Annotated in this window: 22 protein-coding genes and 1 tRNA gene; 13 read left to right on the top strand and 10 right to left on the bottom strand. The window is 45.9% G+C overall.

The genetic code is table 11. The annotated features are described in order from the left end of the window. Window positions 1–9: 9 nt before the first annotated feature. Window positions 10–399, bottom strand: coding sequence for a hypothetical protein (locus IPJ71_04325; protein MBK7842909.1), 390 nt, complete (start codon window positions 397–399; stop codon window positions 10–12). A 1,060-nt stretch (window positions 400–1,459) separates the two neighbouring features. Here IPJ71_04325 and IPJ71_04320 point away from each other — a divergent pair. From IPJ71_04320 to IPJ71_04310, 3 genes are read left to right on the top strand one after another with little or no spacing between them, the layout of a single operon-like run. Next, on the top strand, window positions 1,460–2,713 hold the full coding sequence (locus IPJ71_04320) for a TolC family protein (protein ID MBK7842908.1): 1,254 nt from the start codon (window positions 1,460–1,462) through the stop codon (window positions 2,711–2,713). Then, window positions 2,710–3,303: a hypothetical protein gene (locus tag IPJ71_04315; GenBank protein MBK7842907.1), complete on the top strand. Its 594-nt coding sequence runs from the start codon at window positions 2,710–2,712 to the stop codon at window positions 3,301–3,303. Before IPJ71_04320 ends, IPJ71_04315 begins: the two co-directional genes overlap by 4 nt. 12 nt (window positions 3,304–3,315) lie before the next feature. Further along, a complete protein-coding gene (locus IPJ71_04310) occupies window positions 3,316–6,450 on the top strand; it encodes an efflux RND transporter permease subunit (GenBank protein ID MBK7842906.1) in 3,135 nt (1,044 codons plus the stop codon). A 320-nt stretch (window positions 6,451–6,770) separates the two neighbouring features. Here the strand turns inward: IPJ71_04310 and IPJ71_04305 are convergent, their stop codons facing one another. Both IPJ71_04305 and IPJ71_04300 read right to left on the bottom strand, forming a co-directional pair. Further along, window positions 6,771–7,583 (bottom strand): cation transporter, encoded by an 813-nt coding sequence (locus tag IPJ71_04305; GenBank protein ID MBK7842905.1) that lies wholly within the window; start codon window positions 7,581–7,583, stop codon window positions 6,771–6,773. Continuing rightward, a complete protein-coding gene (locus IPJ71_04300) occupies window positions 7,580–7,984 on the bottom strand; it encodes a metalloregulator ArsR/SmtB family transcription factor (protein ID MBK7842904.1) in 405 nt (134 codons plus the stop codon). Before IPJ71_04300 ends, IPJ71_04305 begins: the two co-directional genes overlap by 4 nt. A gap of 122 nt (window positions 7,985–8,106) precedes the next feature. Between IPJ71_04300 and IPJ71_04295 the strand changes: the two genes are divergently transcribed. Beyond that, window positions 8,107–10,002, top strand: coding sequence for a cytochrome c/FTR1 family iron permease (locus IPJ71_04295; GenBank protein ID MBK7842903.1), 1,896 nt, complete (start codon window positions 8,107–8,109; stop codon window positions 10,000–10,002). Between the two features lie 252 nt (window positions 10,003–10,254). On the opposite strand, the gene IPJ71_04290 is transcribed toward IPJ71_04295, so the two are convergent. Next, entirely contained in the window at window positions 10,255–10,452 is a 198-nt protein-coding gene (locus IPJ71_04290) for a hypothetical protein (protein ID MBK7842902.1), read from the bottom strand. Continuing rightward, on the bottom strand, window positions 10,419–10,808 hold the full coding sequence (locus IPJ71_04285; GenBank protein ID MBK7842901.1) for a recombinase family protein: 390 nt from the start codon (window positions 10,806–10,808) through the stop codon (window positions 10,419–10,421). Before IPJ71_04285 ends, IPJ71_04290 begins: the two co-directional genes overlap by 34 nt. Window positions 10,809–10,874: 66 nt before the next feature. Between IPJ71_04285 and IPJ71_04280 the strand changes: the two genes are divergently transcribed. Further along, entirely contained in the window at window positions 10,875–11,027 is a 153-nt protein-coding gene (locus tag IPJ71_04280; protein ID MBK7842900.1) for a hypothetical protein, read from the top strand. 71 nt (window positions 11,028–11,098) lie between these two features. Here IPJ71_04280 and IPJ71_04275 read toward each other — a convergent pair whose 3' ends face one another. Beyond that, the gene (locus IPJ71_04275; protein ID MBK7842899.1) at window positions 11,099–11,350 is read right to left on the bottom strand and encodes a transposase; all 252 of its coding nucleotides are present in this window, start codon (window positions 11,348–11,350) and stop codon (window positions 11,099–11,101) included. 66 nt (window positions 11,351–11,416) lie between these two features. On the opposite strand from IPJ71_04275, the gene IPJ71_04270 reads away from it, so the two are divergent. The 3 genes from IPJ71_04270 to IPJ71_04260 all read left to right on the top strand — a co-directional run bounded on the left by IPJ71_04270 (window position 11,417) and on the right by IPJ71_04260 (window position 16,275). Further along, a complete protein-coding gene (locus IPJ71_04270; GenBank protein ID MBK7842898.1) occupies window positions 11,417–12,817 on the top strand; it encodes a cellulase family glycosylhydrolase in 1,401 nt (466 codons plus the stop codon). 408 nt (window positions 12,818–13,225) lie between these two features. After that, a complete protein-coding gene (locus IPJ71_04265) occupies window positions 13,226–16,024 on the top strand; it encodes a hypothetical protein (GenBank protein MBK7842897.1) in 2,799 nt (932 codons plus the stop codon). Further along, window positions 16,021–16,275, top strand: a complete 255-nt coding sequence (locus IPJ71_04260) for a hypothetical protein (protein MBK7842896.1) — start codon at window positions 16,021–16,023, stop codon at window positions 16,273–16,275. The genes IPJ71_04265 and IPJ71_04260 overlap by 4 nt, the downstream gene beginning before the upstream one ends. A 364-nt stretch (window positions 16,276–16,639) precedes the next feature. On the opposite strand, the gene IPJ71_04255 is transcribed toward IPJ71_04260, so the two are convergent. The 4 genes from IPJ71_04255 to pgsA form a co-directional block, all read right to left on the bottom strand. Continuing rightward, window positions 16,640–16,715, bottom strand: a tRNA-Gly gene (locus IPJ71_04255). A 138-nt stretch (window positions 16,716–16,853) separates the two neighbouring features. After that, window positions 16,854–18,296, bottom strand: coding sequence for a PQQ-like beta-propeller repeat protein (locus tag IPJ71_04250; protein MBK7842895.1), 1,443 nt, complete (start codon window positions 18,294–18,296; stop codon window positions 16,854–16,856). Continuing rightward, entirely contained in the window at window positions 18,272–19,498 is a 1,227-nt protein-coding gene (locus IPJ71_04245; GenBank protein ID MBK7842894.1) for a hypothetical protein, read from the bottom strand. The genes IPJ71_04250 and IPJ71_04245 overlap by 25 nt, the downstream gene beginning before the upstream one ends. 66 nt (window positions 19,499–19,564) lie before the next feature. Beyond that, the gene (pgsA, locus tag IPJ71_04240; GenBank protein MBK7842893.1) at window positions 19,565–20,179 is read right to left on the bottom strand and encodes a CDP-diacylglycerol--glycerol-3-phosphate 3-phosphatidyltransferase; all 615 of its coding nucleotides are present in this window, start codon (window positions 20,177–20,179) and stop codon (window positions 19,565–19,567) included. Between the two features lie 59 nt (window positions 20,180–20,238). Here pgsA and IPJ71_04235 point away from each other — a divergent pair, with 59 nt between their 5' ends. The 5 genes from IPJ71_04235 to IPJ71_04215 are packed head-to-tail and all read left to right on the top strand — an operon-like array spanning window position 20,239 to window position 24,325. After that, the gene (locus tag IPJ71_04235; protein ID MBK7842892.1) at window positions 20,239–21,072 is read left to right on the top strand and encodes a hypothetical protein; all 834 of its coding nucleotides are present in this window, start codon (window positions 20,239–20,241) and stop codon (window positions 21,070–21,072) included. Beyond that, window positions 21,065–21,499: an acyl-CoA thioesterase gene (locus IPJ71_04230; protein ID MBK7842891.1), complete on the top strand. Its 435-nt coding sequence runs from the start codon at window positions 21,065–21,067 to the stop codon at window positions 21,497–21,499. Before IPJ71_04235 ends, IPJ71_04230 begins: the two co-directional genes overlap by 8 nt. Beyond that, complete coding sequence (glpX, locus tag IPJ71_04225; protein MBK7842890.1) at window positions 21,469–22,431, top strand: class II fructose-bisphosphatase; 963 nt, start codon at window positions 21,469–21,471, stop codon at window positions 22,429–22,431. Before IPJ71_04230 ends, glpX begins: the two co-directional genes overlap by 31 nt. A 12-nt stretch (window positions 22,432–22,443) precedes the next feature. Further along, the gene (locus IPJ71_04220; GenBank protein ID MBK7842889.1) at window positions 22,444–22,740 is read left to right on the top strand and encodes a hypothetical protein; all 297 of its coding nucleotides are present in this window, start codon (window positions 22,444–22,446) and stop codon (window positions 22,738–22,740) included. Between the two features lie 25 nt (window positions 22,741–22,765). Beyond that, window positions 22,766–24,325 carry a DUF4080 domain-containing protein gene (locus tag IPJ71_04215; protein ID MBK7842888.1) on the top strand — a complete coding sequence of 520 codons (1,560 nt, stop codon included), beginning with the start codon at window positions 22,766–22,768 and terminating at the stop codon, window positions 24,323–24,325. The last annotated feature ends 86 nt before the right edge of the window (window positions 24,326–24,411 follow it).

Raw genomic sequence — 24,411 nt, 5'->3', positions numbered from 1 at the left:
GAGGTGGAATCACCACCCCTGTTCCCTGAGATTACGTGCCCACATTCGAGCAAAAGACACCTGTTCGCGTACTTGTTTTGGATTGATAAATTCTTTTCCGTCCTCTGACCAGCGGGCACGATAGTAAGAGCCATTCCAAAGTTGAAGGGCTACGGGATACCATTCACCATCTGCGCCGAGAAGAATTTCCATATCTGGATCGGTAATTAGATCGCCATTCTCTTTTCGATAGTGGGTTACTGTAAGTTGGCGTTCATGGCGCTCAACTACAAGCGGCAGGAAATTTGGCTTTTCGATGCGATAATGGAATTCCTCGGAGCCAAGGAATCTTTCGAGTTCGCCGTGCTTGCGGAGAATATTGGTAATGGTATTTTTCATTTCGGAGCTGTGCTGTTTCATAGCGTTTCCTTTCGTTGATGCGGGGAACCTTTTCCCCCTTCACCAAAGGCTGAGGGGGAAAGGGGCACTGCAAGCGAGATGAAGGAGGCGCGTCGATTTTCTGGCCGGATGGCACAAGGGGCATGACGGACTCCGGAGGAGCTGGCGTGACCCTATGTAAAGAAAATCGATCAGAGCGCCGATGGAGTCGAACGCTCTCAATGCGAAGGGGGTGGAACAGCCGTTCGAGGGGTCTATTTTTCCGCTGTTAATTCTTTGCAGGCCGATTGTTGAAGATGCTTGGGCACCCCAGCCCTTTTTTGTTTCGACTAAGGCTGCCTGACGGATCGTAGCGATTTGCCGACAGAGCCGTCACCCTAAAAGCAATTAACGAATCAGTATGAGTAAACTAATGAGGGCGTTCGATATTGCAAGTGAAGTGATAGAGGCTTGACGATTTTCGGCGGGAAGACTCAACGCGGCAGTACTACATTTCTCGAAAATGTGAGGTCTGATTTGCTTAAGTATTAGCTTGATGTTAGGAAATGAAAGAATGAAAATTTTAGTTTCGTTGTTCTTAGTTTTCGCGACATTGGCCGGTGTAATCACCGGGACCGATAGCGTTTGCATTGAGAGCCATGAAGCGCAGATTCTTGCAGTCGGAATTCATACTAATAGTAGCGACTCAGCTCCGGCTTCTGATTGCCACCATGAAGGCTCTCCCTGCCACAGTTGCCATCTCGGACATTGTGCATTTGTCCAGCCTACTGCATCGAGCGGTTTAGTTGCTCCTATTAAGAAACTTTTGCTCCCAGCATATGTGGCTACACTGCCATCAAATTATCCATCCAGCCTTTTTAGACCTCCTATCGTCTAAGTATTTTCAAAACCAATCTTAGCCATTTTTCACAGCCGTTAGGAGGTTATGTGTACGCACGTTTACTTTTAATTTTTCTGCCACTTTTTTTCATTGCCTGCTCCTCTGTGGAGCGCAAACCGAATTGTGTGCAGAGTCCAGGCTCACCTGAAACCCAATGCCACCAAGATACGACGCTGAAACCCGGCGCAAGGGGAGGATATCGTGATAGGCCGTAATAAAGTGAGATCGAAGACGATTATAGGAGGGGGCATCGGCCTCCTCCTTCTAGCTATTTCAGTGCCAGGGAATGCGCAATCGAGCAAGTGCCAACCCAAAGGCTATGAAGAACTAGTGAAATGCGCGGTTGAGCAATCGTCAGAAATCCAAATTGCCGACCAGCAACTAAGGGCCGCCGGTAATCTTGAAGGCATTGCCCGTCAGTGGATAAATCCTGAGCTTGAGGCCGAAAGTGTTCAAAAAGGATCTGATAAGTCGGAAACGACTGCAGCCCTCCTATTTGATATTCGCCTCGGCGGTAAACGAGGGGCGGCTATTCAAGAAGCCCAAGGAGAATTTCAAAAGGCTATGGCTGGACGAGATTTGAACTTCTCACAGGCAAAGCTCAATCTCATCTTAAAGCTATACCGTCTCAATCACTTAAAGCATGAAATTAAAATTGAAGAGGAGTCTGTTAGTACGTTTTCAAAAATCATTGGTCAGCATCGAGGAAAGGCTGCGTTATCTCCCGAGCAAGAAGTCTCTTTATCTGTATTTAGGATGGCAACTTCGGACCATCAGCTAAATCTCGTGAAGCTGCAGAGCGAACAAGATCAGCTTCTGCAAGAGATATCCTCGTCAACAAATATCTCACGAGAAATCATTCTCAAAAATCTTCCAGATCATAAGGAGAATTGGCCCGAGGTTTCTAATCAAAGCAAAATCGAATCGTCTCCGCATATACGCTTCGCAGAGGGTGAGCTGATGGCCGCAAGAGGGCAAAAGGAGAAAGCTGATGCGGATGCCTGGCCCGATCTTAAAGTAGGTCCGGCGGTCAAGATCCAAAAGGATGGCGGAGCGAGCGAAAATTATTTTGGACTAGCTCTTTCAATGCCGTTGCCAATCTTTAGCCTCAATGGGTCTGGTCGCGCTTATGGCACGCAAAAGCTGCTTGAAGCAGAGATGATCCGTAGTCTTACGGGGCGAAAGATTTCAGGTATGCGTGAACAGTTGGTCAAAAAGTATAGAGCGACTATTTCAACTCTTAAGGCTTCGATCACCGATAAGTCTGCCGAGGAAAAGCACGAGCGGGTTGAACGGCATTTCTTTAGAGGTCTTGTTCCTAGTTCCCTCGTGATTGAAGCCCATCGGCAGCTTATTGAGCTTGAAGAAAAGAGAAATGAATCCGAGCGGGATGCACTTGAAGCTCTCGGTTCGATACTCATTATCGACAACGAGTTTTCTGAGGTGATTTTATGAAGCGCCTACTAATAATAGTTGCTGTTTTTGCCTGTTTGGCGACTTTCGCCGTCAACGCTCAAAAAGATGAACACAAGCATGAAAAAGAAGCTCCTCATGCCGACCACGATGAGCATAAGGAAGACGGTCACAAACACGATGAACATGAAAGAGAAGATGAACATTCTGGGGCCGACGAACATGGGGAGTCTCATGAACACGGAAAATCAAATGAACATGGTGAACACGAAGAAAGTGCGCAGGTAGGTCCGGACAAAGGAATTTTAGAGGTAAGCGAGTCCGAAGGATTTAAGCTTTCACCTGAAGCGGAAAAAAACTTTGAGCTTTCTCGGGTCAAAGTATCGAGTGACTCGCTCGAACTTCCCAAGAGTGCCATTGTAACGGCGGTGTCAGAAGTAAATGTTTTCCGTTATAGAAACGGATTCTATAAGCGTATCGATTTTTCGGAAGTGAATCGTTCGCAAGGTAAAATTCGTATTCGATCTAAAGACTTAAAATCTGGTGATGAAATAGTAGTTCATGGACTTGGTTTTTTGCGAATTGCAGAAATTGCCGCCTTTGGCGGCGCACCGGAAGGCCACTCACATTAAGAGGTATGTAAAATGTTGAATCAGATTATCCGAATAGCTATTTATAATCGTGGAGTGGTGCTGTTTGTAACGCTGCTGATGGCGGTGGCGGGGCTTTACAGTTTCCAGAGCCTTCCAATTGATGCGGTTCCCGACATCACAAACAATCAGGTGCAAATCAATACTGTCATTGAAGGACTCGCGCCTGAAGAAATTGAAAGAACCATTACCTTTCCGGTGGAATCTTCCATGAGGGGTATTGGTGGTGTCGAGCAAGTTCGCTCGATCACTCGCTTTGGTCTCTCTCAAGTAACTATTATTTTTAAAGATGAAGTCGACATCTATCGTGCGAGACAGCTCGTGACCGAGCGCCTTCAAGGAGTGTCTGGTGATTTGCCTGCCCAGGCACGTCCGGAGCTTGGTCCAATTTCCACTGGCCTAGGTGAGATTTATCAGTATGTGATTGATTACAAGGAGCGTGCGCAGGGCGAGGCTCGTGTGAAGCAACTCATGGAGCTAAAGTCTCTTCAGGATTGGTTTATTAAACCACGACTTCTAACCGCAGAAGGGGTTGCGGAAATTAACACGTTTGGAGGATTTGAAAAACAATTCCATGTGCAACCAGATCCCAAGAAAATGGCCTCTAATAGAATTCACTTCGACGAGATAAAAGAAGCTCTGGAAAAAGTGAATAGAAATGTTGGCGGCGGATATGTGGAGCAAACTGCCGAGCAGTTTCTTATTCAAGGAGTTGGCCTCATTAAATCAGCCAAGGAGATTGAGCGCATCCCGGTTAAAACTCTTGAATCCTTTCGAATCGTTACTATTGGCGATATTGCTAAAGTCGCTCTCGGAAAAGAGCTTAGAACTGGTGCCGCCACTTATGATGGCGATGAGGCAGTTTTAGGAACCGTGATGATGCTGCTTGGTGAAAATAGCCGCACAGTTTCGACAAGAGTTCACGAAAAAATTGAGGAGATCAAGAAGACCATTCCCAAAGATGTTGAAGTTACCACTGTCTACAATCGCTCAGACCTGGTGAATGCGACGCTTGGGACCGTCGAACATAATTTACTAATGGGTGCAGTGCTTGTAACAGTGATCCTTTTAATTTTACTTGGTAATATGCGTGCGGCACTTATTACAGCACTCACAATTCCTTTTTCTCTTTTGGCGACGTTTCTCGTGATGAAGCCTTTGGGAATTTCTGGAAACCTGATGAGTCTTGGAGCGCTCGACTTCGGAATTATCGTCGATGGTACGGTTATTGTTCTTGATAATTGCGTGCGATTTATCCATGAACGCACTAAGAAGCTTGGAAGAAGCCTTTCGGCTGAGGAGGTCAAGGAAGCTGTTTATGAGGCTACCGTTGAAATTCGTTCTGCTGCTGGTTTTGGACAGCTCATTATTGTAATGGTTTTCCTTCCCGTATTCGCTCTTACCGGTGTTGAGGGAAAAATGTTCATTCCGATGGCCTCGACCTTTGCTATCGCGGTTCTTGCGGCCTTTATGCTCTCGTTTACTACAGCTCCCGCTTTGGCGAGCATTCTTCTTTCAGGAAGAGTGAGAGATAAGGAGCCGCGGCTGATGGGCTGGATTCGCAAAATGTATGTCCCCGCCTTCGAGTGGGCTTATAAGCGAGCTAAGCTAACAATGGCTCTTGCTGTGGCTTCGGTCGTCCTAGGCGTTGGGCTCTTTATGACTCGTGGGGCTGAGTTTCTTCCTCAGCTTGGTGAAGGATCTTTTGCGTTTCACATGATTAGACCGGTCAATGCAAGTCTCACTCAGTCCGTTGAGTTTCAAAAGAAAGCTGATGTCATTGTCGAAACATTCCCCGAGGTCGATCATGTGTTTTCGAGAATCGGCACTAGCGAAGTGGCAACTGACCCGATGGGAGTCAATGTCTCCGATACTTATATTATGCTGAAACCGCGTTCAGAGTGGTTGAAAGTGAACGGTAGTAAACGTACCTATCAGGAATTGACTGATGCTCTCTTGGAAAAATTAAATCGAGAGCTTCCCGGTCAAACGTATCTCGCGTCTCAACCCATTCAGATGCGCTTCAATGAGCTTTTAGAGGGAACACGTGCTGATGTGGCTGTTAAAATTTTTGGCCCCGATTTGGAGAAGCTAGTCGAATATGCAAAGAAAACTCAGGAAGTCATTTCCAAAGTTAGCGGCGCAGGCGATGTTGAAGTTGATCTCGCGGGAACTTCTCCAGTTCTGAGAATCGAGCCAAACGAGAATAGTCTTTCGCGATATAATGCTTCGATCTCCGATGTCCTCGACTCAATTGCGATTGCTCTAGGAGGACAAGAAGCTGGTTTCCTATATGAGGCGGAAAAGAAGTTTCCCATCGTAGTGAGGCTCGATAACGAAGCGCGGTCAGATATTGATACCATTCGGGCGCTTCCCGTTGGGATTGGTGCAAATACCATAGTGCCACTCAAAAATTTGGCGACTATTAGCTTCAGAGAAACCTACGGCTCTGTGAATAGAGAAAATTCAAATCGCCGAACTGCGGTTCTTATCAATCTTCGTGGGCGCGATACGGAATCCTTCGTTGAAGAGGCTCAGGAGTCTGTCGCAAGAGAAATTCAATTGCCGGATGGCTACTACTTTGAATGGGGTGGAAACTTCAAGAACCTAGAACAAGCTCGGTCACGGCTCATGATCTTGGCCCCGCTTGCTTTGATTCTGGTGCTTATGATGGTGTATGCGGCCTTCGGGAGTATTGCAGAAACGCTCCTAATTTTTGCGTGTGTACCGATGTCGCTCGTCGGTGGCGTTATTGGTCTGATACTCAATGGATTACCCTTTAGTATTTCTGCAGGAATTGGATTTATTGCTCTGTCAGGTATCGCCGTTTTGAACGGCGTGGTCCTGGTGAATGTTTTTAATCAACTGAAGTCGGAAGGGAAAACTGGAAAAGAGATGGTCCTGCAAGGAACCCTTGTGCGGCTTCGTCCCGTGATGATGACCGCTCTCGTTGCAGTCTTTGGATTTATTCCGATGATGATTTCAACGGGAGTTGGCGCGGAAGTTCAGAAACCACTCGCATCTGTTGTAATCGGTGGAATTATCTCGTCGACGTTGCTCACGCTGATTGTTCTACCCGTAGTGTTTTCTGTTTTTGAGTCAAAAATGAAGGGGCGTATTGCCCACTAGCTGTATTGAAGGAGGATGACCATCCCCCTTGTTCCTAGCCACTTATAAGCTCTAGCCCGGGGCTTTGGTTGGCGCGTTTGTTGAAGATACTCGGACATCCCCGGTCCTTTTTGCTTCAGCATAGAAACAACGATGATCTCAATATGCGCTCAACGTGGCTGAGTTCGCGCAATGATGTTATTGTGAATGCGGACCTGTTTCAATTACCCAGTCAAAATACCTGGATCTGATTGTTGGTGTGGCTATCGCGGCGCCGATGCTGAGGTCCGCCTATCATGTCGTGAAAGAAGCCGTTGCGGCCGTTCATTAGAAGGATCGGTCTATGCTTCGTCAATTGCCTCTTGAACCGAAGGGAGTTTCATAATGCTCAGGGCTCCTCGTGTCACGATAGCTGCGATGAGGAGTCCAATCACGAGATCAGGCCAGGACGATTTGAAAAAGTAGACAAGCGCTCCCGCAAGTAGGACCCCGATGTTTGCAAGGACATCGTTCGTGGAAAAAATCCAGCTCGCTCGCATGTGAACCGCGCCCTGCCTATGTTTCATCAATAGGAGAAGGCAGGTGACGTTCGCACATAGGGCGATGAAGGACATTCCCATCATGAAGATGGAGTTGGGTTCACTCCCAAAGATGAAGCGCCTCGCAACTTCGCTAAAGGCACCGAAAGCCAAGAGAAGCTGAAACCAGCCACTCAGTCGTGCCGCTCGGTGCTGGATTAAGTGGGATCTTCCAACGGCGTAAAGGCTCATCGAATAGACGGCGGCATCAGCCAGCATATCGAGGGAGTCTGCGATAAGCCCCGTCGACTGTGCGTAAAAGCCAACTCCAATCTCAAGAATGAACATGGCAAAATTTATCGCCAGCAGTATCCATAGAATGCGGCTTTCATCACTCGTCTGTATGGAACTTGCCACCGCAGAAGTTTCGGCTTCTTCGAGGAAGCGCGAACCAAGGTTTAATTTTTCCAGGTCCTTTACAATATCTTCGGTTCGCTCATCGTGAGTCACTGTCAAGCGGCGCACCGGAAGATCAAATTGAAGATGAGCTGACTTGTATTTTCCGAGGGCCAGGCGAATCAATTGCTCTTCGCTCGGGCAATCCATTTTAATGATTTCAAAAAGACTCTTTTTCATGCCCGCCTTTGTTGCGCCTCTCTATCCATAATCCTAGAAGGCTTGCGGCAGCGACCACCTTCCCGGAGAAGGATGCGCTTTTTAAAGCGGCGAAGATCCTTTTCAAACTGCCTGCCGGTATCTGGGTAGCTTCGAATGGCAGCGTGGACCGCCAATAAATGCCTATTTTTGACTAGCGAGTGATAGATCCATTTCCCGTCACGAGTGGAAGTCAAAACCCCCGAGGATTTGAGTACTTTTAGGTGCCGCGAGAGTTTGTATTCCGGCTCCTCAAGGCTATCGGAGAGTTCACAGAGGCACATTTCACTTTTGGCTCGGAGCATAAGAGAAACCATCCGAATCCTGTAAGGATCGGACAGGGCCTGAAAAAGCTCATGCAGCGATGAATCTATACGATGCATATTTTGATTTCTATTCTCAATTGCAGTATGGTGCAAGTGTTTTTCATCTACTTCTCATTTGGCTGGAAATTTAAACGACTGCTTGTCCATTTAGGACTCTTGTGTTGGATGGTGTCTTGGTTATGAAAAAAATTATTTTTACGCTTTCAATTCTTTTTTCTTTATCTGTTGCAGCCTTGGCGAATCCGCCTGCACCCAAAAATTCCCCGGATATCGTTGTGCATCTTTTGGACTATCTTGCAAAAGACTACGGCGGTGCTGTTCAGAACGGAAAAGTAGTCAGTAAATCTGAATACGCGGAACAAGTGGAGTTCGCAGAGATTGTCGAAAAGAACGCGAACGGCGTCGAAAAACTTCACGTGAATCAAGAATTCATGTCGGGAATAAATCGACTTCAGTCTCTGATTCGCTCAAAGGGAGCGGCGGAGGAAGTCTCGAAGCTCGCCCGAAATCTCCAGCAGGATGCCATTCGTCTTGCCGGTATCGAGGTCGCTCCCACGCATTGGCCCGATCTAGCCAAGGGTGCTTCGCTTTATCAGGCAAATTGCGTGAGCTGCCACGGGGCAAGCGGAAGGGGCGACGGGATTGCGGGAGCGAGTCTTGATCCAAAGCCCGCAAACTTTCATGACCCAGACCTTGTTTGGAATAGCGCTCCCTATAAGTTCTATAACACCATTCGCCTTGGAGTCCCTGGAACCGGCATGGCTGCTTTTTCCCATCTTTCTGATGAAGACGTTTGGGCACTTGCTTTTTATTTGAAATCGCTTCCATATGCAGATCACCCTAAGGGCAGGGCCGCCGAGCTTTCACTGAAGGAAGCGGCAACTTTCACAGATGCGGATATTGCCGAAAGGCTGGGCGGAAAAAGCGACAAGGTTATTGCCATGATCGGCTCGCTTCGCACGGATGCAGGTGGACCGGTTAATAAAGACCCGATGCGGATCGCCGAAGAGCTTTTGAATGAAAGTGTTGCGGCAGCGAAAGAAAATGACTTTGAATCCGCAGGAAGGCTCTCACTTCGCGCTTATCTTGAGGGAATAGAACCGCTAGAACCAAAGATGAAAGCGAATCTTCCCGGTTTCGTTGAGGACATCGAATCTAGAATGAGCGCCTATCGTGCTTCTCTCGATAAGCGTGAACCGATCGCGAAAATTGAAGCGCAAAAATCGGAAATTTTTGGGAAACTCCGGGAAGCGAAGAATCTTTTTTCTCAAAATAAAATGTCGCCAGCAGTCGCCTTTGGCGCGGCGTTTTCGATTTTCCTGCGCGAGGGATTTGAGGCGGTGCTTATCATCATTGTCCTTATCAGTATTCTAAGAGCCATGGGGCAGCCAGAAGCCATTCGATGGGTTCATGTCGGCTGGGGAACTGCTGTGGGAGTTGGACTTATCACTTGGTTTGCCTCTGGCCTCCTGATTTCCATGAGCGGCCTGAGCCGCGAGATTATGGAGGGCGCAATCTCGATTCTTGCCGTTATGGTTCTCGTGTATGTGGGATTTTGGCTTCATCGCTACTCAGAACTGAAAAAGTGGCGCGACTTTTTAGAGGCGAAACTTAAGCATGGGCTCAACAAGGGCAGCTATTTACTCCTCGCCGTCGTGGCATTCATGGCGGTTTTTCGTGAGGCTTTCGAGGTCGTACTATTTCTTCGAGCAATTTGGATTGATCTTGAGTCCTCGGGGCAAACGATCGCGGGAACCGGCGTGCTGAGTTCTTTTATTCTGCTCATGGGACTTTCGTACTTCGCTGTCCGTGAAAGTAAGAAACTTCCGCTTAGAAAGTTGTTTCAAGTTTGCTCCTGGACCATGATTGCGCTGGCCGTGGTATTGGCAGGAAAGGGAATTCACTCGCTCCAGGAAGCAGGAATTGTCCCAGTATCTACGCTTGCGATTCCTCTGAGAATGGACCTTGTGGGCCTTTATCCGAGCATTCAAACGCTGGCCGTCCAAGCTATAGTAATCGCGGTCTTTGGCTTTCTTTTGCTGAGTGATAAGGCTCGATCACAGGTGACCTCGTAATAAGCGGCATTGTGGCCACCTTATTACTTGTCTGACTTATCCTGACCTTCATTGTCCATCATCATGCCGCCTTTCGGAACTGTGCTGTTTCATAATGACTTCCTTTCGTTGATGCGGGGGAAAGGTACACTGCTTGTGAGTCGGAGGAGGCGCGACGATTTTCTGGCCCTATGTAAAGAAAATCGATCAGAGCGCCGACGAAAGACGAACGCTCACAGTACGAAAGGGGGCTGAACAGCAGCTGAAACGAATCTATTTTACCATTGCCAGTTTTTTGCACGCTGATTTATTGAAGATGCTAGGGCAACCCCAATCCTTCTTCGTCTCGGTGAGAGCGACATGACGAACCGTCGCGATCTGGCGCCAGAGCCATTCGCGCTGGCTAGTCGCGTGTGCAATGACCACGATGGATGCGATTAAGAGGATGAGTTCTTTGAGTGCTGCGAGCATTGGTTTTTCTCCTGGTTAATAGGTTGTTGGGAATTTTTTAGATTGTGGGCGAGCGCCCGTTTGACGGACTGAGGGTGCCAGTTCTTACCCTCTTTGGTTTTGAACCCTTTTGAGTTGAGGTTCTGCGCGATCATGCGGAGCGATTTTCCGCAAATGCGGAGGCGGTGCATTTCCTCTATGACCCGCTGCTCCGCGAGATGGGGAATGAGCTTTCCATTTTGCTTTTTCCACCCATAAGGCACGGACCCCGTGAGGTAGCCGGGCCGGTGGGAATCGAATTCTGTGACGCCTGAATTCTCCAAAATTTTGCGGACATACTCCCTAGATACGGAGTAGCGTTCGGCAATTTGGCTCAAGGAATTCGCTTCGTCTAAAAACAGCTTTTTGAACTGGCGTTCGAAATCGATCTGGACATTGAGAGAATGTTCAAATATATCAATAATGTAGGCTCGATGGTCGGGCTTGCGATCACCGCTGTCATCGGTGGTTTTTCTGATTTGGTCGGTCGTGTCGCTCGGGCCGCCATTTTTAGAGCCCCAGATTCAATAAAAAATAGGAATGCAAATGAAAATTAGGTTCTACGGTTCTACGGTTCTACGGTTCTACGGTTCTACTCGGTTCATGGTGGGTAATTCAAAAAAGTCATTTAAGCACAAGCACTTAGGTATCTGAGTCTGTACAATTTAAAACTTTTAACGCCGTAAGCCCTCTTCTGGATTAGCTTTGCGACGTTGTTAAAGCCTTCTGTTCTGGCATTGGTAATGCGATTGACGAAGTAATTCAAGATTTCATTTCTCCATTTCATGAGGGTGCGCCTGAGGGTTTTTATTTCGGGGATTTGGCCTTGTCTCATTTTGAGACGATTAGCCGTCTTCGTGCAGGTTTTTCTCAATTCCACAATTCATTCACATTCCATGTCTAAAATGGAGACAGGATATCGTCTTTAAATGGAAGGGAGAGACTGATGAACGCGAATATATCATTGATACCTGTAGCAATTGCTGCGACCTTGGTTTTGACGGCCTGTGGAAAGAGCTTCAACTCAGCGAAGCTGACGGATACCAGTTCATTGGCAAGCAGGAGCGAGGCCGTGGCGGATATTTCCGATTCATCGGGCACTGCAAATTCAAATGCAACTTCCTCAGAAGTATTGGTCAGTGGCCGATATTTTGTGGATAAAAATAATAAAGTGATTCGGTTGCGTTCCATGAACTGGGACGGATTCAATGATCGTGGCCTCATGTTACATGGTCTAGATATTCAGAATTTTGACACAATTGTCGAATTGATGAAGCAAGTGGGAATCAATTCCATTCGTTTGCCCTTTGCCAATAAAATGCTCTCGATCACGCAGCCTAAAACATCAGAGCCCGTTCTGCTACGCCACCCTTATCTACGTGGTCTCACGCCAAAGCAAGCCTTTGTGGAGATGGTTCGACGCCTAACAAATGCGGGGCTGTATGTGATTCTCGATAACCATCAGACAACTCTGGATTATTACGGTGAGAACGCCGGAGATGGGTTGTGGTTTAGTGAGTCCTTTTCAGAAAGTCAGTGGTTAGAGGATTGGTCCTTGGTGGCACAACTTTTTCAAAATAATTCGAGAGTGATAGGCTATGAATTACGAAATGAAGTGCGCGCGGCTATTTTAAAGAATGGCACTAAAACTCCGGAGCCGAAATGGGGTGGCGGAGGAGCTTACGATTGGCGGCGAGCTCAGATCTTAGCAGCAAAGAAGATTTGGAGCCACAATGCAAAAAAGATTATTTTCCTCAGTGGAGTTGGATACAATTTTTATATTGGAGGGTCCTATTACACACCAATTTCACCAATTGAGGTGGGACAAATTCATCCTCACTTCGCTTACTCCGTTCACATTTATGGGTGGTACGAGGATAATCAAAAAGCTGTGGCGGGACGACTGCACGAGATGACCAAAGAGCAACAATTTGAGGTTTATGGTCGGAACTTTGGCTTTGCCATTGTTCAAAATCAGACCTTCACGGCGCCCGTCTGGGTTAGCGAGTTTGGGATCTCGAGCTTGTATAACACGGCGAATGATGCGACAGAATGGCAGTACTGGTACCACTTTCACAATCTGATTGAATATTTGAACCTAGGCCAGATCAGCTATGGCTATTACACTTTGTCCAGCTATTACACCAAGAACACAGCAAATCAATATTATGACTGCCGCTCCAATATCAGCGAATACTATCAGCCAACCATCTATTCCAACGGGAGCCCCGTATTTGGAAAGATTCACTATGAAAAGTACTGCAACACCTACGGGATTCTAACTCCGGGATGGGATGCCTTAGCAAGTGGCTGGAGAATTTCGGAATTGCGCCGTTTGCTTCAATAGTGTTTCGAGGAGAACAGAGTGTCCTATTGATGCCAACTGCAAAACTCAAAATGATTTCGTTTCGTTGAAAAAAATATACATTCGATTAAGAAATATTGAGAAGTTTCAATCTCATATGGAAATGGAATGATCTGTAATCTTATTCCACTTCAAGGGCTGGAGCGAGGTGGAATTACCTTTGAGGAAAAATTTCTGCTTTTAGCTCGCACTGAGTTCAACGACCGAGAAAGGGCCTCAATATTGCATATTGAGGCCACTGGAAAGAAATGATCTTAAAAGGGTGCCCTAAATGGCCTTATGAGTAATTAAAATATCTCAGTGAAAGGCCGTTGGTGGAAATTCAATGACGTCATAGTTAGTTGAACATGCCTTTTCGATTAAGGGATTCTATTACTGTGAAGGATGCCAATGGCCATACGCTCATATCAAGAATTGTGCTCTTTAAAGCAAATGGCAATTTCCCATATTAAATTCATTTTTATCGTTTCTTTATTCTTTGTGGATTCTATTGCGTTAGCTCATCGAGAAGTGAGCGGGCCAAATAGAAAGGTCGTCGCTTGCTCTCGGTTAATTTTACAGAATACTGCCTTCAGGGCTAATCGGAACTTTTCACCACTGGAAGTAGATGGTACTCGCTCGGGCATTTATGGTGAATTGTCTATTTTAAACGTAGGGGAAACTCTATTTACGTTTAAAAAAGCGGTCGAAAACGAAGAAGCTAAAGCCGTGTCAGTGGATCGACAGGCACTTGATCTATATGAAGCATTCATTTTAAAGCAATTCAGTTTATTGAAACACGGGGAAACCACGGCTATTCGATACTTTTCACAATTGATGGCCAATCATCTCATTTCAGACATCAAACAACGTGATTATTTTTATCAATTTATGATGGACGCAAGAAGGTCAAATAAGCAAATACTGGTTACCTCACCGGCTACTCGATTTATTTCAAACTCGGCACGTTTTCTCGCGGAACAACTTGTTCACGACCTCAATATATATCTGGTCGAAAAGGGATACCCTGTTGTTACGTTCAGGCCACTCCATAAAAGACAGCCAAGTAACCCAAACTATGCCGGCCTCGAATTCAATCAGCGAAATCAGTTAGATAATTCTCTTTCGAGCGTGATTAAAGATTCCGCCTTTGAAGGTCAATTTGTCCTCTATGTTGACGATATCGTTTTGACAGGACTGACAATAGAGAAGCATGTGCGACTTTTTCGAGAAATGGGAACCTCGGAAATTTTTGTTTTTACGCCTATTCACTTGGATCGAGACTTTGGTCAAAATCATGCTTATGTCGAACTTCTGCTCAATTCTTTTGAGGTTGAAGACTTAAATTCATTAACTGCAATTCTTCGAGCAAAATACCTTCAGATCACTCAGAAAATGCTTCGCGTATTGTTCTCTAAAGAAAACAAACCGAAGCTTATGGCCTATTTGATAAAAAACGTCCCGTTGAATAATATCGCTGCCATATATGAAGAAGTCAGAATGGTTCCTCTCGAGGAAAGGAGTTTTCTGTTAGATGCCGAACAATTTGAAATATTGCGCATAATTTTAGATCGAAATGGCCTGATTGCAAAAAATGGATATCTTACAAACAATTGGAAGGAGATTTCAAATCTTAGCATTCAGATTTCTCCTAGCGTAAAAAAAGAGGTAGTTCGTTTTGTCAAAATAGATTCATTCGCGCAAATGACCAATGATCCTAACAGAATATTCTATAATCTTTTGAAGTTGGGGCTCACCAGCGCAATTCGTAATATCGCAACGAAAATGGCCAATTCCCTTGAGGAATCAACACATTTCCAGAGAGCTGTGCTCGCTGCATCTGGAAAAATAGCCGTTACACCCTCAGCTTATGGGTCAACCCCCACAGCCGCCTTTTACTTGAGAGAAGTGGTTTTTGACCTTCTATCTCAAAGACATCCAGAATGGGATATCAAGAAAATTCGAATTGTCCGTGAGGGCGGTTTCAGTTCATCAGATTATGGGACCGCAGATACTGCTGGAAGAGAACGAATGATGAATGAAAGACGGCTCAGCTTGAACCCCCAGGATACGGAAGTCGTGAAGGGTCGTCTTGTTCTTGTCGTAGATGACTCACGCATTAGCGGAAAGCATGAGATAAAGATTGATGATTTTCTTTCTTCTAGGGACATTGGGTCGGTTGTTTTTTCATATTTTTATCAGTTTTCAAATCAGTTCAGGCAGGAATTGCCGTCGCTTGAATCAGAACTCAATCATGGATTTTTTGGAAATCTCAAAGAGCTAAATGATTATCTGGAATCCAACCCATTGGATAAAATGCTAATTACCGCTAGAAACCTGAAATTTGTCTTAGATAAGAAAAATATGGACGGTGAACAAAAGCATGAATTAGAACGATTTTTTACTCTTGCAGGAACTGAATTTTTACTTTCTCTTTACAGAGAAGCAACTTCAACTGATGGATACTATCGATTGCCTCAATATAGAGAAGCATTTTATTTTTTAGAACAGTATCTCATTGCTTGCGATTTAATTCAAAAAAATGGTCTACGATTTTTTAGGAAAAGTGTTGCCCAACAAGTTCTAAAGGAGTTGCCAAGTGGGCAGTTCGTTGGCGAAAATAATGAGTCCTTAGAATTTTTGGCACGCCAATATAGTCTGATGAAGTTTGGTTCCAAAATAGATATTCGAGATGTAGCAAAGCGGATAACAGACAGGTTGTCTGCGGAGATCAAATTAATGGGCAGTCCATTGAGAAAATTATTTGATGATGCAAAATCACGCCAACTCAACGTTCTTTTGGGCACGCCCGGTGTAAGAAATGTAGGTTCCGCCTCCTCTTTTGTATTTGAACTCGTGACCACTGATTTGAACAACCTTCTTTCTGAATTAGATCTGCCAATCATTACTCTCGTCAGGTTTTCAAGATTCAATTCTAACCCGGCGAATTACGCCGATATCAGTGCGAATGAGCGACGACGAGCCAATAGCAGGGGACAAACAAGACTTCCGGGGCGAGAATTTTTCGAAAATTCAATTTTTATTTTTGCAGACGATATTTATGTATCCGGCACAACGGCCGACCGGTATATTGACCATGCTCTTGACTCGGGTGCGGCAGATGTCTTCTCTATCTTTGGAATGATTGTAGATCCCAGCCTTGGCATTAGAGACCCTTCTGTTGAAAACCGCCTCAACACCTTTAGGTGAAAGGTCCTCTTGACTCTGATATACTATACATACTTAATCAAGAAGACTTTCAGCCTGTTCAAAGGCTGATGAGATTGTTCTTTGGTGATGAGAATAGAGCACAACTGGCTCATTTTTTGGAATCAAATTCAATTAATGTTGAAAGCCTTAGAAAACTTTTGGACGGTGCTATCAATTCCGGCTACAAAGGAAATCCTGAGTATGCAGAATCCGTTCAAATACTTCAGAATTTTTTGAGGGGTCGGCAATAGGTTTTTTCAGTTTTGACAGCGATTTATCGGTGATCAGGTAAAGAGTTTCTCCCACAATTCCTCGAATAGATTGATCAACCACAACTCCGGGGGGGAGTTGTGCGAATTCATCGATAGTAGCGATAGTTTTAATCCGTCTTCCTGGCTCGATATAGTCGAACATGAAGTCTATAGCCCATATTTGATTGGGTCCCTTTGCTTGAGTGGTCGGCAGTCTGGGACAGGATCCAAGCTCTTTTCGTTTCCGGTGTCCAATCTGAAGCTTTAGCTCTTGATAAATCCGACGCGGCGGTCTTGTTTGCCATTAGAAATCTCGGTTTCGGTGGGATTATCGACTGAAAACAGTCTAAGTGTTTGAAACTAATGGAGCGGGAGACGGGATTCAAACCCGCGACCTTCGCCTTGGCAAGGCGACGCTCTATCAACTGAGCTATTCCCGCATCAAGAGTTCGGAGCTAAATTCTGAACTCAATCGAAACCAAATAAATCAAATAACTGAGCTGTCATTTCTACTGGTTGGTTCAATTACTTGTCAACGGAACTTTGCCAAAAAATGGTGATCTCGACAAAGCGGACAATCAGCCGCCGTTGTGATCTTCACTCGATATCTTAGCTTCAGAGGCTCGCGAGGTCGGAGAGGAAAGGTGCCCGCCCGACTCACCCATGCGCATCAATTTGAGCGCCCCATTTTGTTCTGTTTTGACTGTGACAATGAAGTCTTTTCCATCAAATATAGGTTCAGACGCCATTTCGCCCTCGAGAAGGATTCGCGCCAGAACCTTTCCATGATCAGGGCTATAAACGCAGATTTTTTTTGAGGCGCAAGGAGCGAAGATAACGTAGCCCTTATTTTTCCATTTGAGGTCGTAACTTTCCATGGCAGGTCCGTTGAGCCGCAGACTGAATGTGTGGTGTTTTGTACTGCTTTCGCTGTTGGCGAGAAACTTCCATTGTTTTTCTCCGGTTTTAAAATCAATGGTCTGGAGATAACCATTGATTGTCATAGCAACCAAATAATCAAAAGTGGGAACGTAAGACGGGGTGGTCTCGGAAGCCGATTCGAGGTCTGTTTCCCAGACGAGAGCTCCTGTTCGGGCATCTACCGAAACGAGCTTTCCGTCCATTGTCGTAAATGCCAGTCTCTTCTGGGCTAACAGAATAGCGGAGAGAATTTTGTCAGAAGTGGAAGTCTTAAAAAGAAGTTTTCCTGACTGGTAATTGATTGCGTACAAATTCCCTTCTTCACTGCCAACATAGAGCGCATTCAGCTCTTCATTGATGGTTGGAGGATAGGGGTTAATAGAGCCAACGTCTTCGGCACTAATTTGCTTTACGATTCCCGTCCAAGGATTAGCTTGAAAAAGATGAGTTTTATTTTTGAGATTTTCCTCATGGACTCCAAAGAAATAGATTTGGCTATCAACTAATGCAGGCGCTCCTCGAATTTCATCGACAGGTTTTGATGTCCAAATTATTCTTCCCTTCTCTTTGTCCAGGCAAAAAATACGGCCGTCTGTGGTGGTGGCGTACATTCTTGTTTTGGTTAAAATGGGAACTGCTCTGAAAATGGACGCAGGGTTTGCCAGAGACAATTTCCAAACAAGTTGTCCCTTGTCGTCTGTTTTTACGAGCTGGGGAACCCCAGCGGTCAAATAATAGCCACTGTCATCCCAGACGAAAGAGGCCTTTTTAAAAGCTTCATCTCCGTTAACCCAAAGGTCTCTCATCCAGAGTTTTCCATATTTTCGCCCAAAAGTGAGCTGATCATTATAGGTTCCAGTTCGACCATTGTTCTGTCGCCAATTAAAAGTCAGGTTCAAATCAGAAGGCTTGCCCTCGAGGCCTTCTATGGCCGGGACGGTGTGAACGAGACTTTCCTGCTCTTTTTGAAAAATGCTTTTGAGAGTCTCAGTAGAATAAAGGTAGGGATTGTTTTTGAACAAAAAAAACAAACAGACCATGAGATAAATAGAAAACAGAGGTTTAAGAAGCCAATTCAATCGCCCAGATTCAGATTCCATTTCGATTGCCCCACTGTGCGAAAGTTAATATTGTCATTGCAGATTTCGTTTGATTCGAAAATGCGCTTGAATTTCTTATCATTCAGCCCGCGAATGACAAAGGAACTGGCTATATTTTGAAATCCGGCTTGCTGAGTCAATTGATGGCAAAGGGCTTTGACATCCAGAAAGCGCACAAAGGGATCGCATTCCCTGCTCTCTCCTTGAGATTTGTTGTGATCCACTCCAAGCTCGCGTGTCTCATTTTCAAAAGAGGCGAAGCTTGTCTGGTAGCATTCGGCGGCTGCGGGATATCCCTGGAGGGCAAATGTTTCTGCGATCAGATTGACGTTAGGATTTTGATATTTAATGAAAGGGAAGGCTTGGAGGGACCAAAATATGAGAAGAATCAAAGGCACCCAGGCCTGGCTTGCTTCCGGTCGAATGTAAGATCGATACAGGTATTCCATTTCGACTCGACGTTGTTCCATATAGTAGGCCGGGTAGAAAGAAAGAAAAAGGAGAGAGCAGACAGGGTCCAAAGGCATCGCCAATAAAAAATAAGCGACGAAATAAGCAACCAACGAGAGAAAGCCGATAATTACGTTTTGGGATTTTCGAGAAACGATCAGCCAAGGAAGAATGAGCTCAGCAAGTGCCGAGAGAGCAGCTAACCATTCGCAAACCTTGAGATGCAATCCGGTGTGATGGTGGATCCACATCCCAGAAAGCCAATCTGCGTTTAACTTCAATAGGCCTGAGGTCACAATGAAGGACACGATGAGATACTTAAGGATCGCCTTCTTTTGTGGAATGAACAGATAAATAATATGACAGACAAACAGAAGATAGTGGGCATTGTTGCTTAGTCGCGAGTCCTGGAAGTAAAGCAGTGATTTGAGACCAAATGCAATTAACAAAAAGAACCAGCCTCCTCCGTAGAGACGGTGGCCAATTAACATGAGGGCAGCAAGAAGCGCCAAGATGGGGTAGACATAATAGATGAAAGTCACTTGTCCCAGAGACAGAAATCTCATCATGCCACAATTTTCAAAAAAGCTCCAACACATGGGTGCTTCTTCAGCGTAATACATGAGAGGAAGATGGTTTTGAGATGTCCAAAGAAAAAAGGTAATCAAATGAGAAAGGGCGAGAAGAAAACCGAGCCACCTGAGGGACGACGACTGTTTGATTTCCCAAAAATTTGCTTTAAGCCAATCCATTTATAAAGATCACTCCTCATTTTTCAAGCCAACCTGAGACGAACTCGAGGTGAAAGTGATAAAATCCTATGTGGGATTGTTTTGCTTGTCTACGATATGGTGATGGGAGTTTGTCGATAAGGAGGCGCTGCGTCCTCGATAGTATCCAATGGTGTACTGGAGTCCCGATCCAAAACTCAACACAACGCTCATCCAAAGAAGCCAATAGCCGACCTGCTGAGTCGGAAGTTCAAAGAGGGAATTGTCAATAAGGAGCAGGGGAATTCCTATCATCTGTATGGCCGTTTTGCCCTTGCCAAAGGGCTTTGCCGAGATGATCACTCTATTGGCCGCTGCGACAGAGCGAAGTCCGCCGATGAAAATGTCACGGGATAATAAGAGAATAACCATCAGCGGATCAACTCGGTGGACGTTGAGAAGCATGATGAGGGCGCCAAGAACAAGAATTTTATCTGCGATGGGGTCCATAAATTTTCCCATCGCGCTTTCTGCCTGATATTTGCGCGCCCAATATCCGTCCAGCCAGTCGGTCAGAGAACCAACAAAAAAGATAAAAGCGGCGGCCCAGCCCTTCCAAGGCCGATCGAGATAAAGGCTCAACACAATAAGGGGGGTAAAACCAATTCTAGTGTACGTCGCCCACATAGGGAGCGACTTTTTCCAGTCATGCTGCGAATTCATGGTGACTCACTTTACTTGCAGAGGAGTTTCCTTATAGAGTCTTCCATAGTGAGGTTCAAGTGAGGAGTCCCGAGACGCGATATTTTTTTTGTGCGAGTCTTGTTCTTGTTGGCGCTTCTCTGGTTATTGTTTTCCTTTGCTTGGGGCTTCGTGCAATTGCTGAGGAGAGCCTTGCTTCGTCTGGTAACGCTAAGCAGAACGACTCTCTTTCCTTGCCTTTGGTCTGGCCTGAGTCGGGATGGGAGAGAGTGAGCCCAAAGGAGTTTATTCCCGTGTGGATGGAAACATTGCCCTGGTGGAATCGCAAAGAGAAAGTTTTGAAACAGATGAGGGAGGAGAGGGCAGTTGTTGTCTCCGTTGTGACAAGGGACGTTTCTTTGCCTCCTGTTTCGAAAAAGGGTCAACAGGTTCGTAGGCAGTTAAAGCTCTCAGGGGCCGGATTAATTGAAGCACCACCTGAATTCTCATCAAATCGAATTCGTGAATTTTACCGTCTGAAGGATCTCAGCCAGTACGTGAAGGAATCCACATTTAATCAGCGCCAGAAGCATCTTTTCTTGCATGTCGCAGCCTTTGACTATCACGCCCGCATGCTCATGGAGATCTTTTTTCATGATCAACTGAAGGGGCGACGTCAGATTCTCTTTCATGTCGTTGCCGGAACTCTAAGCGGGATGAAGGGCGTGGTAGAAATCAAGGACATTGAGCGTCTAAAATCAGAGTTTTCTATGACAGCACTTTACGAATACGACAGACTCCCCATCCCGCAACTGTTTGTTGAATTTGGCCTTGAAATGGTGCTTAAACAGATGGCTGAGAAAATAAGATCAATGGTGGAAACCCTGTACAGGTCGCAGGGGTCTAAAAGTGAATCTGAGGCTGTGAGTGAATAAGAATCTATTTGTACTTTTCCGGAAAGTGGCATTTTGCGAGACGGATGCCATGGGTGTTGTCCATCATGCCAATTACCTTCGTTATTTTGAGGAGGCAAGAGTTGCTTGGTTACGCGAAAGAGGATTGATGAATTATCACTTTCCTTATGCCCCAGTCTGTTTTGCTGTATTGGAATCTCACTGTTACCACGAGAAAGGACCTCGTTTTGACGATGACCTCAAAATAGCGGTAACTGTTCGCAGGGAGGGATTGAAAATTCGCTTTCGCTATGCCATTTATTCTCAGACTGGTGAGCAGCGTATTGCAACTGGAGAAACTCTTTTAGTCCCTGTTGATGAAAAAATTAAGCCTGTTCGCCTCAAAAAGGAGTTCATGGCCCAATTGGAGAATGAATCATGGATAGAAACCTGGCCCTTGAGTTTGTGAGGATTACTGAGTTTGCAGCACTCGCCTCGGCCCGATACATGGGACGTGGCAATGAAAAGGAAGCAGATCAGGCAGCAGTAGACTCAATGCGTCGCGCTTTCGATTCAGTTAATATCAATGGCACAGTTGTGATTGGGGAGGGGGAGAGGGATGAGGCCCCCATGCTCTATATCGGAGAGAAGGTCGGCCGAAACACGCCGGAATCACCAAAAGTTGACATTGCTCTTGATCCTTTGGAGGGGACCACGATTTGTGCCAAAGGTGGGGTTGGAGCGATTTCTGTCATTGCGATTGCAGAAAGAGGAAATTTTTTGCATGCGCCGGATACGTACATGGACAAGCTGGCCTGCGGTCCGCAGGCCCGAGGCTCAATTGATTTGAATTTATCTCCGACCGAAAATATTGAGCGGGTCGCTCGGGCTCTAAGCAAAAATGTTGAAGATATGACCGTCGTGATTTTGGATCGTCCACGTCATGAGCAATTGATTGGCGAGGTTCGTAGGACGGGGGCGCGCATTCGTCTCATCGGAGACGGAGACGTTTCTGCTGGAATTGCTGTCTGCTGGCCAGACTCGGGCATTGATCTTTTAATGGGAGTGGGTGGAGCGCCGGAGGGTGTGATCACGGCTGCGGCTCTTAAATGTATGGGCGGTGACTTTCAGGGGCGCCTTCAATTTCGCAACGAAGAGGAGAAAAAGAGAGCTTTTCGAATGGGAATCAAGGATCTTCATCGTGCCTATGGTCGCGATGAATTGGCTCAAGGCGATGTTATGTTTTGTGCGACAGGGGTGACCGATGGCCCCCTCCTCAAAGGGGTTCGTTACTACTCCAATCAGAGGGCTTCGACCCATTCAATTGTGATGAGATCGGCAACGGGTACAACCCGGAGGATCGAAGCTGATCATGATTTCAGTATCAAACCTCTTTGGTAGGCGGGAAGGTCAATGGCATTGCTTAAACTCATTTGCTTTGAATGCGGTAAATCATCTGAATTTGTAGAATCAGTGGGCATTCGAGATGAGTGTGAGCATTGTCATGCCGATGCGCATTGCTGCAAAAATTGTCGGTTTTATGATTCGAAAGTCTACAATGAGTGCCGAGAGACTTCAGCAGAGGTCGTGTTGGAAAAAAAGCGGGCAAATTTTTGTGATCATTTTGAGGTGGGCGATGGAACCGGAGCTTCTTCGGTTAAAAAAGAAGATCTTCGTGCGGCTGCTGAAGCTCTGTTTAAAAAACGATAGGGGCGCTGATCCCCATGTGGTGTAGGTGACAACTCCAATTCTCCTATGTGCAGTTAATGCCACCTATCAGTATCCGTCTTTGGGTCTTCGTTATCTCTGGGCCAATATGGGCGACCTAAATTCTCAGACGGGGCTCAGAGAGTTTTCTCTGAAACAGGATCCGGATCTCATAGTTGAAGAGATCTTGGCGTGTAACCCAAAGATAGTGGGAATTGGCGCCTATATTTGGAACATTGAGCGGGTCGAGTGTATCGCGGAAAAAATTAAGCAGAATTCGCCCGAAATTCACTTGGTTGTTGGCGGACCAGAAGTCAGTCACGAACTCGATGGGCAAAAGATTTGTGAGTGGGCAGATGTGGTGATACAGGGCGAGGCCGATCTCCTCTTTTCTCAGCATTGTCGAAATGTTTTTTCTGGGTCTTGGAAGTCAGCCTCAAAGCCAGAGGTCATCACGGGGCCCTTGCCGGAATTGACCGAACTCTGTTTGCCTTATCATCTTTATACGGATGAGGATCTGAAGTTTCGCCATGTTTGCGTCGAGGTCTCGCGCGGGTGTCCGTTTAAGTGTCAGTATTGTCTTTCATCTCTTGATAAGAGCGTTCGGCATTTTGACGTAGAGAATTTTCTGGCCGAAATGGAAAAACTATTTTTGCGGGGCGCTCGGCAGTTTAAGTTTATTGATAGAACCTTTAATCTTTCTGCAAATCTTTGCGATCGGGTGCTGAGATTCTTTCTTGAGCGGATTGATGAGGATCTTTTTTTGCATTTCGAGATGGTACCTGATCGTCTCCCTCCTGCAGTTCGGGATATTATTTCTCAGTTTCCGAAAGGATCCCTTCAATTTGAGATAGGCCTTCAAACTTTGAATGAAGAAGTAGCAAAAAGAATCAGTCGCTTTAATATTTGGGAAAGGGTGGTAGATAATTTTAGTTTTTTAACGCAACAGACTCAGGTGCATATTCACGCGGATCTGATCCTTGGACTTCCAGGTGAAACCCTCGCATCGTTTGCAGATGGATTTGATCGGTTATTTTCTTTGCGTCCGGACGAAATCCAGCTGGGGATTCTAAAGCGTTTAAAAGGGACGCCCATTGTTCAGCACAGTCAATTGTGGAAGATGAATTATTCACAACGGCCTCCCTTTCAGATATTGGAAACGAGTGTGCTAGGGTCGGAGCAAGTAAGAAAGATGGAGCGATTTTCCAAATACTGGGACCGAGTGCATAACAGTGGAGACTTTATACGGTCGATCAAATGGCTGAGTGTTAACGAGAATTCAAACTCTCCGGTTTCGGTCTTTTGGGAGTTTTGGAAGTGGGTTGATTACGTCGATGGTATTTTTCCCTCTCCTTACGGACTTTCTCTCCTTGATCTGACCAGAGCTTTTTTTGACTATCTCACTCAGATAAAAGGATTTAATCTCGTCGAAGTTCGAAAGGATTTAGCCAAAGACTTCTCCTCCGGAGGCAGGCGAGAAATCCCAGGATTTTTGAGGGACACGGATTCGTTCAATTCCACTCGCCCGGTCGCACAGGGGCGAATCTCGCTCAAGAAAAGACAAATGAAACGAAAGGAAAACGAGTGAGCCTGGGAGTACTTGAGTCCAGTTTGAGGCCCTTCGGTTCAAGCTGATCTTGCCTTCAGTGCCCACTGGCCAGTTAAACTTAAGCT

The organism is Bdellovibrionales bacterium, from assembly GCA_016714165.1.
Lineage (GTDB): Bacteria > Bdellovibrionota > Bdellovibrionia > Bdellovibrionales > UBA1609 > JADJVA01.
Note: the sequence above shows the minus strand (reverse complement) of the source record. Positions and strands in the feature narration are given on the sequence as shown.

What these genes read in the sequence shown, in the direction of transcription:
- IPJ71_04325 (MBK7842909.1), bottom strand. Translation starts at nt 399, where the DNA reads ATGAAACAGCACAGCTCCGAAATGAAAAATACCATTACCAATATTCTC.
- IPJ71_04315 (MBK7842907.1), top strand. Translation starts at nt 2,710, where the DNA reads ATGAAGCGCCTACTAATAATAGTTGCTGTTTTTGCCTGTTTGGCGACT.
- IPJ71_04310 (MBK7842906.1), top strand. Translation starts at nt 3,316, where the DNA reads ATGTTGAATCAGATTATCCGAATAGCTATTTATAATCGTGGAGTGGTG.
- IPJ71_04305 (MBK7842905.1), bottom strand. Translation starts at nt 7,583, where the DNA reads ATGAAAAAGAGTCTTTTTGAAATCATTAAAATGGATTGCCCGAGCGAA.
- IPJ71_04300 (MBK7842904.1), bottom strand. Translation starts at nt 7,984, where the DNA reads ATGCATCGTATAGATTCATCGCTGCATGAGCTTTTTCAGGCCCTGTCC.
- IPJ71_04295 (MBK7842903.1), top strand. Translation starts at nt 8,107, where the DNA reads ATGAAAAAAATTATTTTTACGCTTTCAATTCTTTTTTCTTTATCTGTT.
- IPJ71_04290 (MBK7842902.1), bottom strand. Translation starts at nt 10,452, where the DNA reads ATGCTCGCAGCACTCAAAGAACTCATCCTCTTAATCGCATCCATCGTG.
- IPJ71_04280 (MBK7842900.1), top strand. Translation starts at nt 10,875, where the DNA reads ATGTTCAAATATATCAATAATGTAGGCTCGATGGTCGGGCTTGCGATC.
- IPJ71_04270 (MBK7842898.1), top strand. Translation starts at nt 11,417, where the DNA reads ATGAACGCGAATATATCATTGATACCTGTAGCAATTGCTGCGACCTTG.
- IPJ71_04265 (MBK7842897.1), top strand. Translation starts at nt 13,226, where the DNA reads ATGGCCATACGCTCATATCAAGAATTGTGCTCTTTAAAGCAAATGGCA.
- IPJ71_04250 (MBK7842895.1), bottom strand. Translation starts at nt 18,296, where the DNA reads ATGGAATCTGAATCTGGGCGATTGAATTGGCTTCTTAAACCTCTGTTT.
- IPJ71_04245 (MBK7842894.1), bottom strand. Translation starts at nt 19,498, where the DNA reads ATGGATTGGCTTAAAGCAAATTTTTGGGAAATCAAACAGTCGTCGTCC.
- pgsA (MBK7842893.1), bottom strand. Translation starts at nt 20,179, where the DNA reads ATGAATTCGCAGCATGACTGGAAAAAGTCGCTCCCTATGTGGGCGACG.
- glpX (MBK7842890.1), top strand. Translation starts at nt 21,469, where the DNA reads ATGGATAGAAACCTGGCCCTTGAGTTTGTGAGGATTACTGAGTTTGCA.
- IPJ71_04220 (MBK7842889.1), top strand. Translation starts at nt 22,444, where the DNA reads ATGGCATTGCTTAAACTCATTTGCTTTGAATGCGGTAAATCATCTGAA.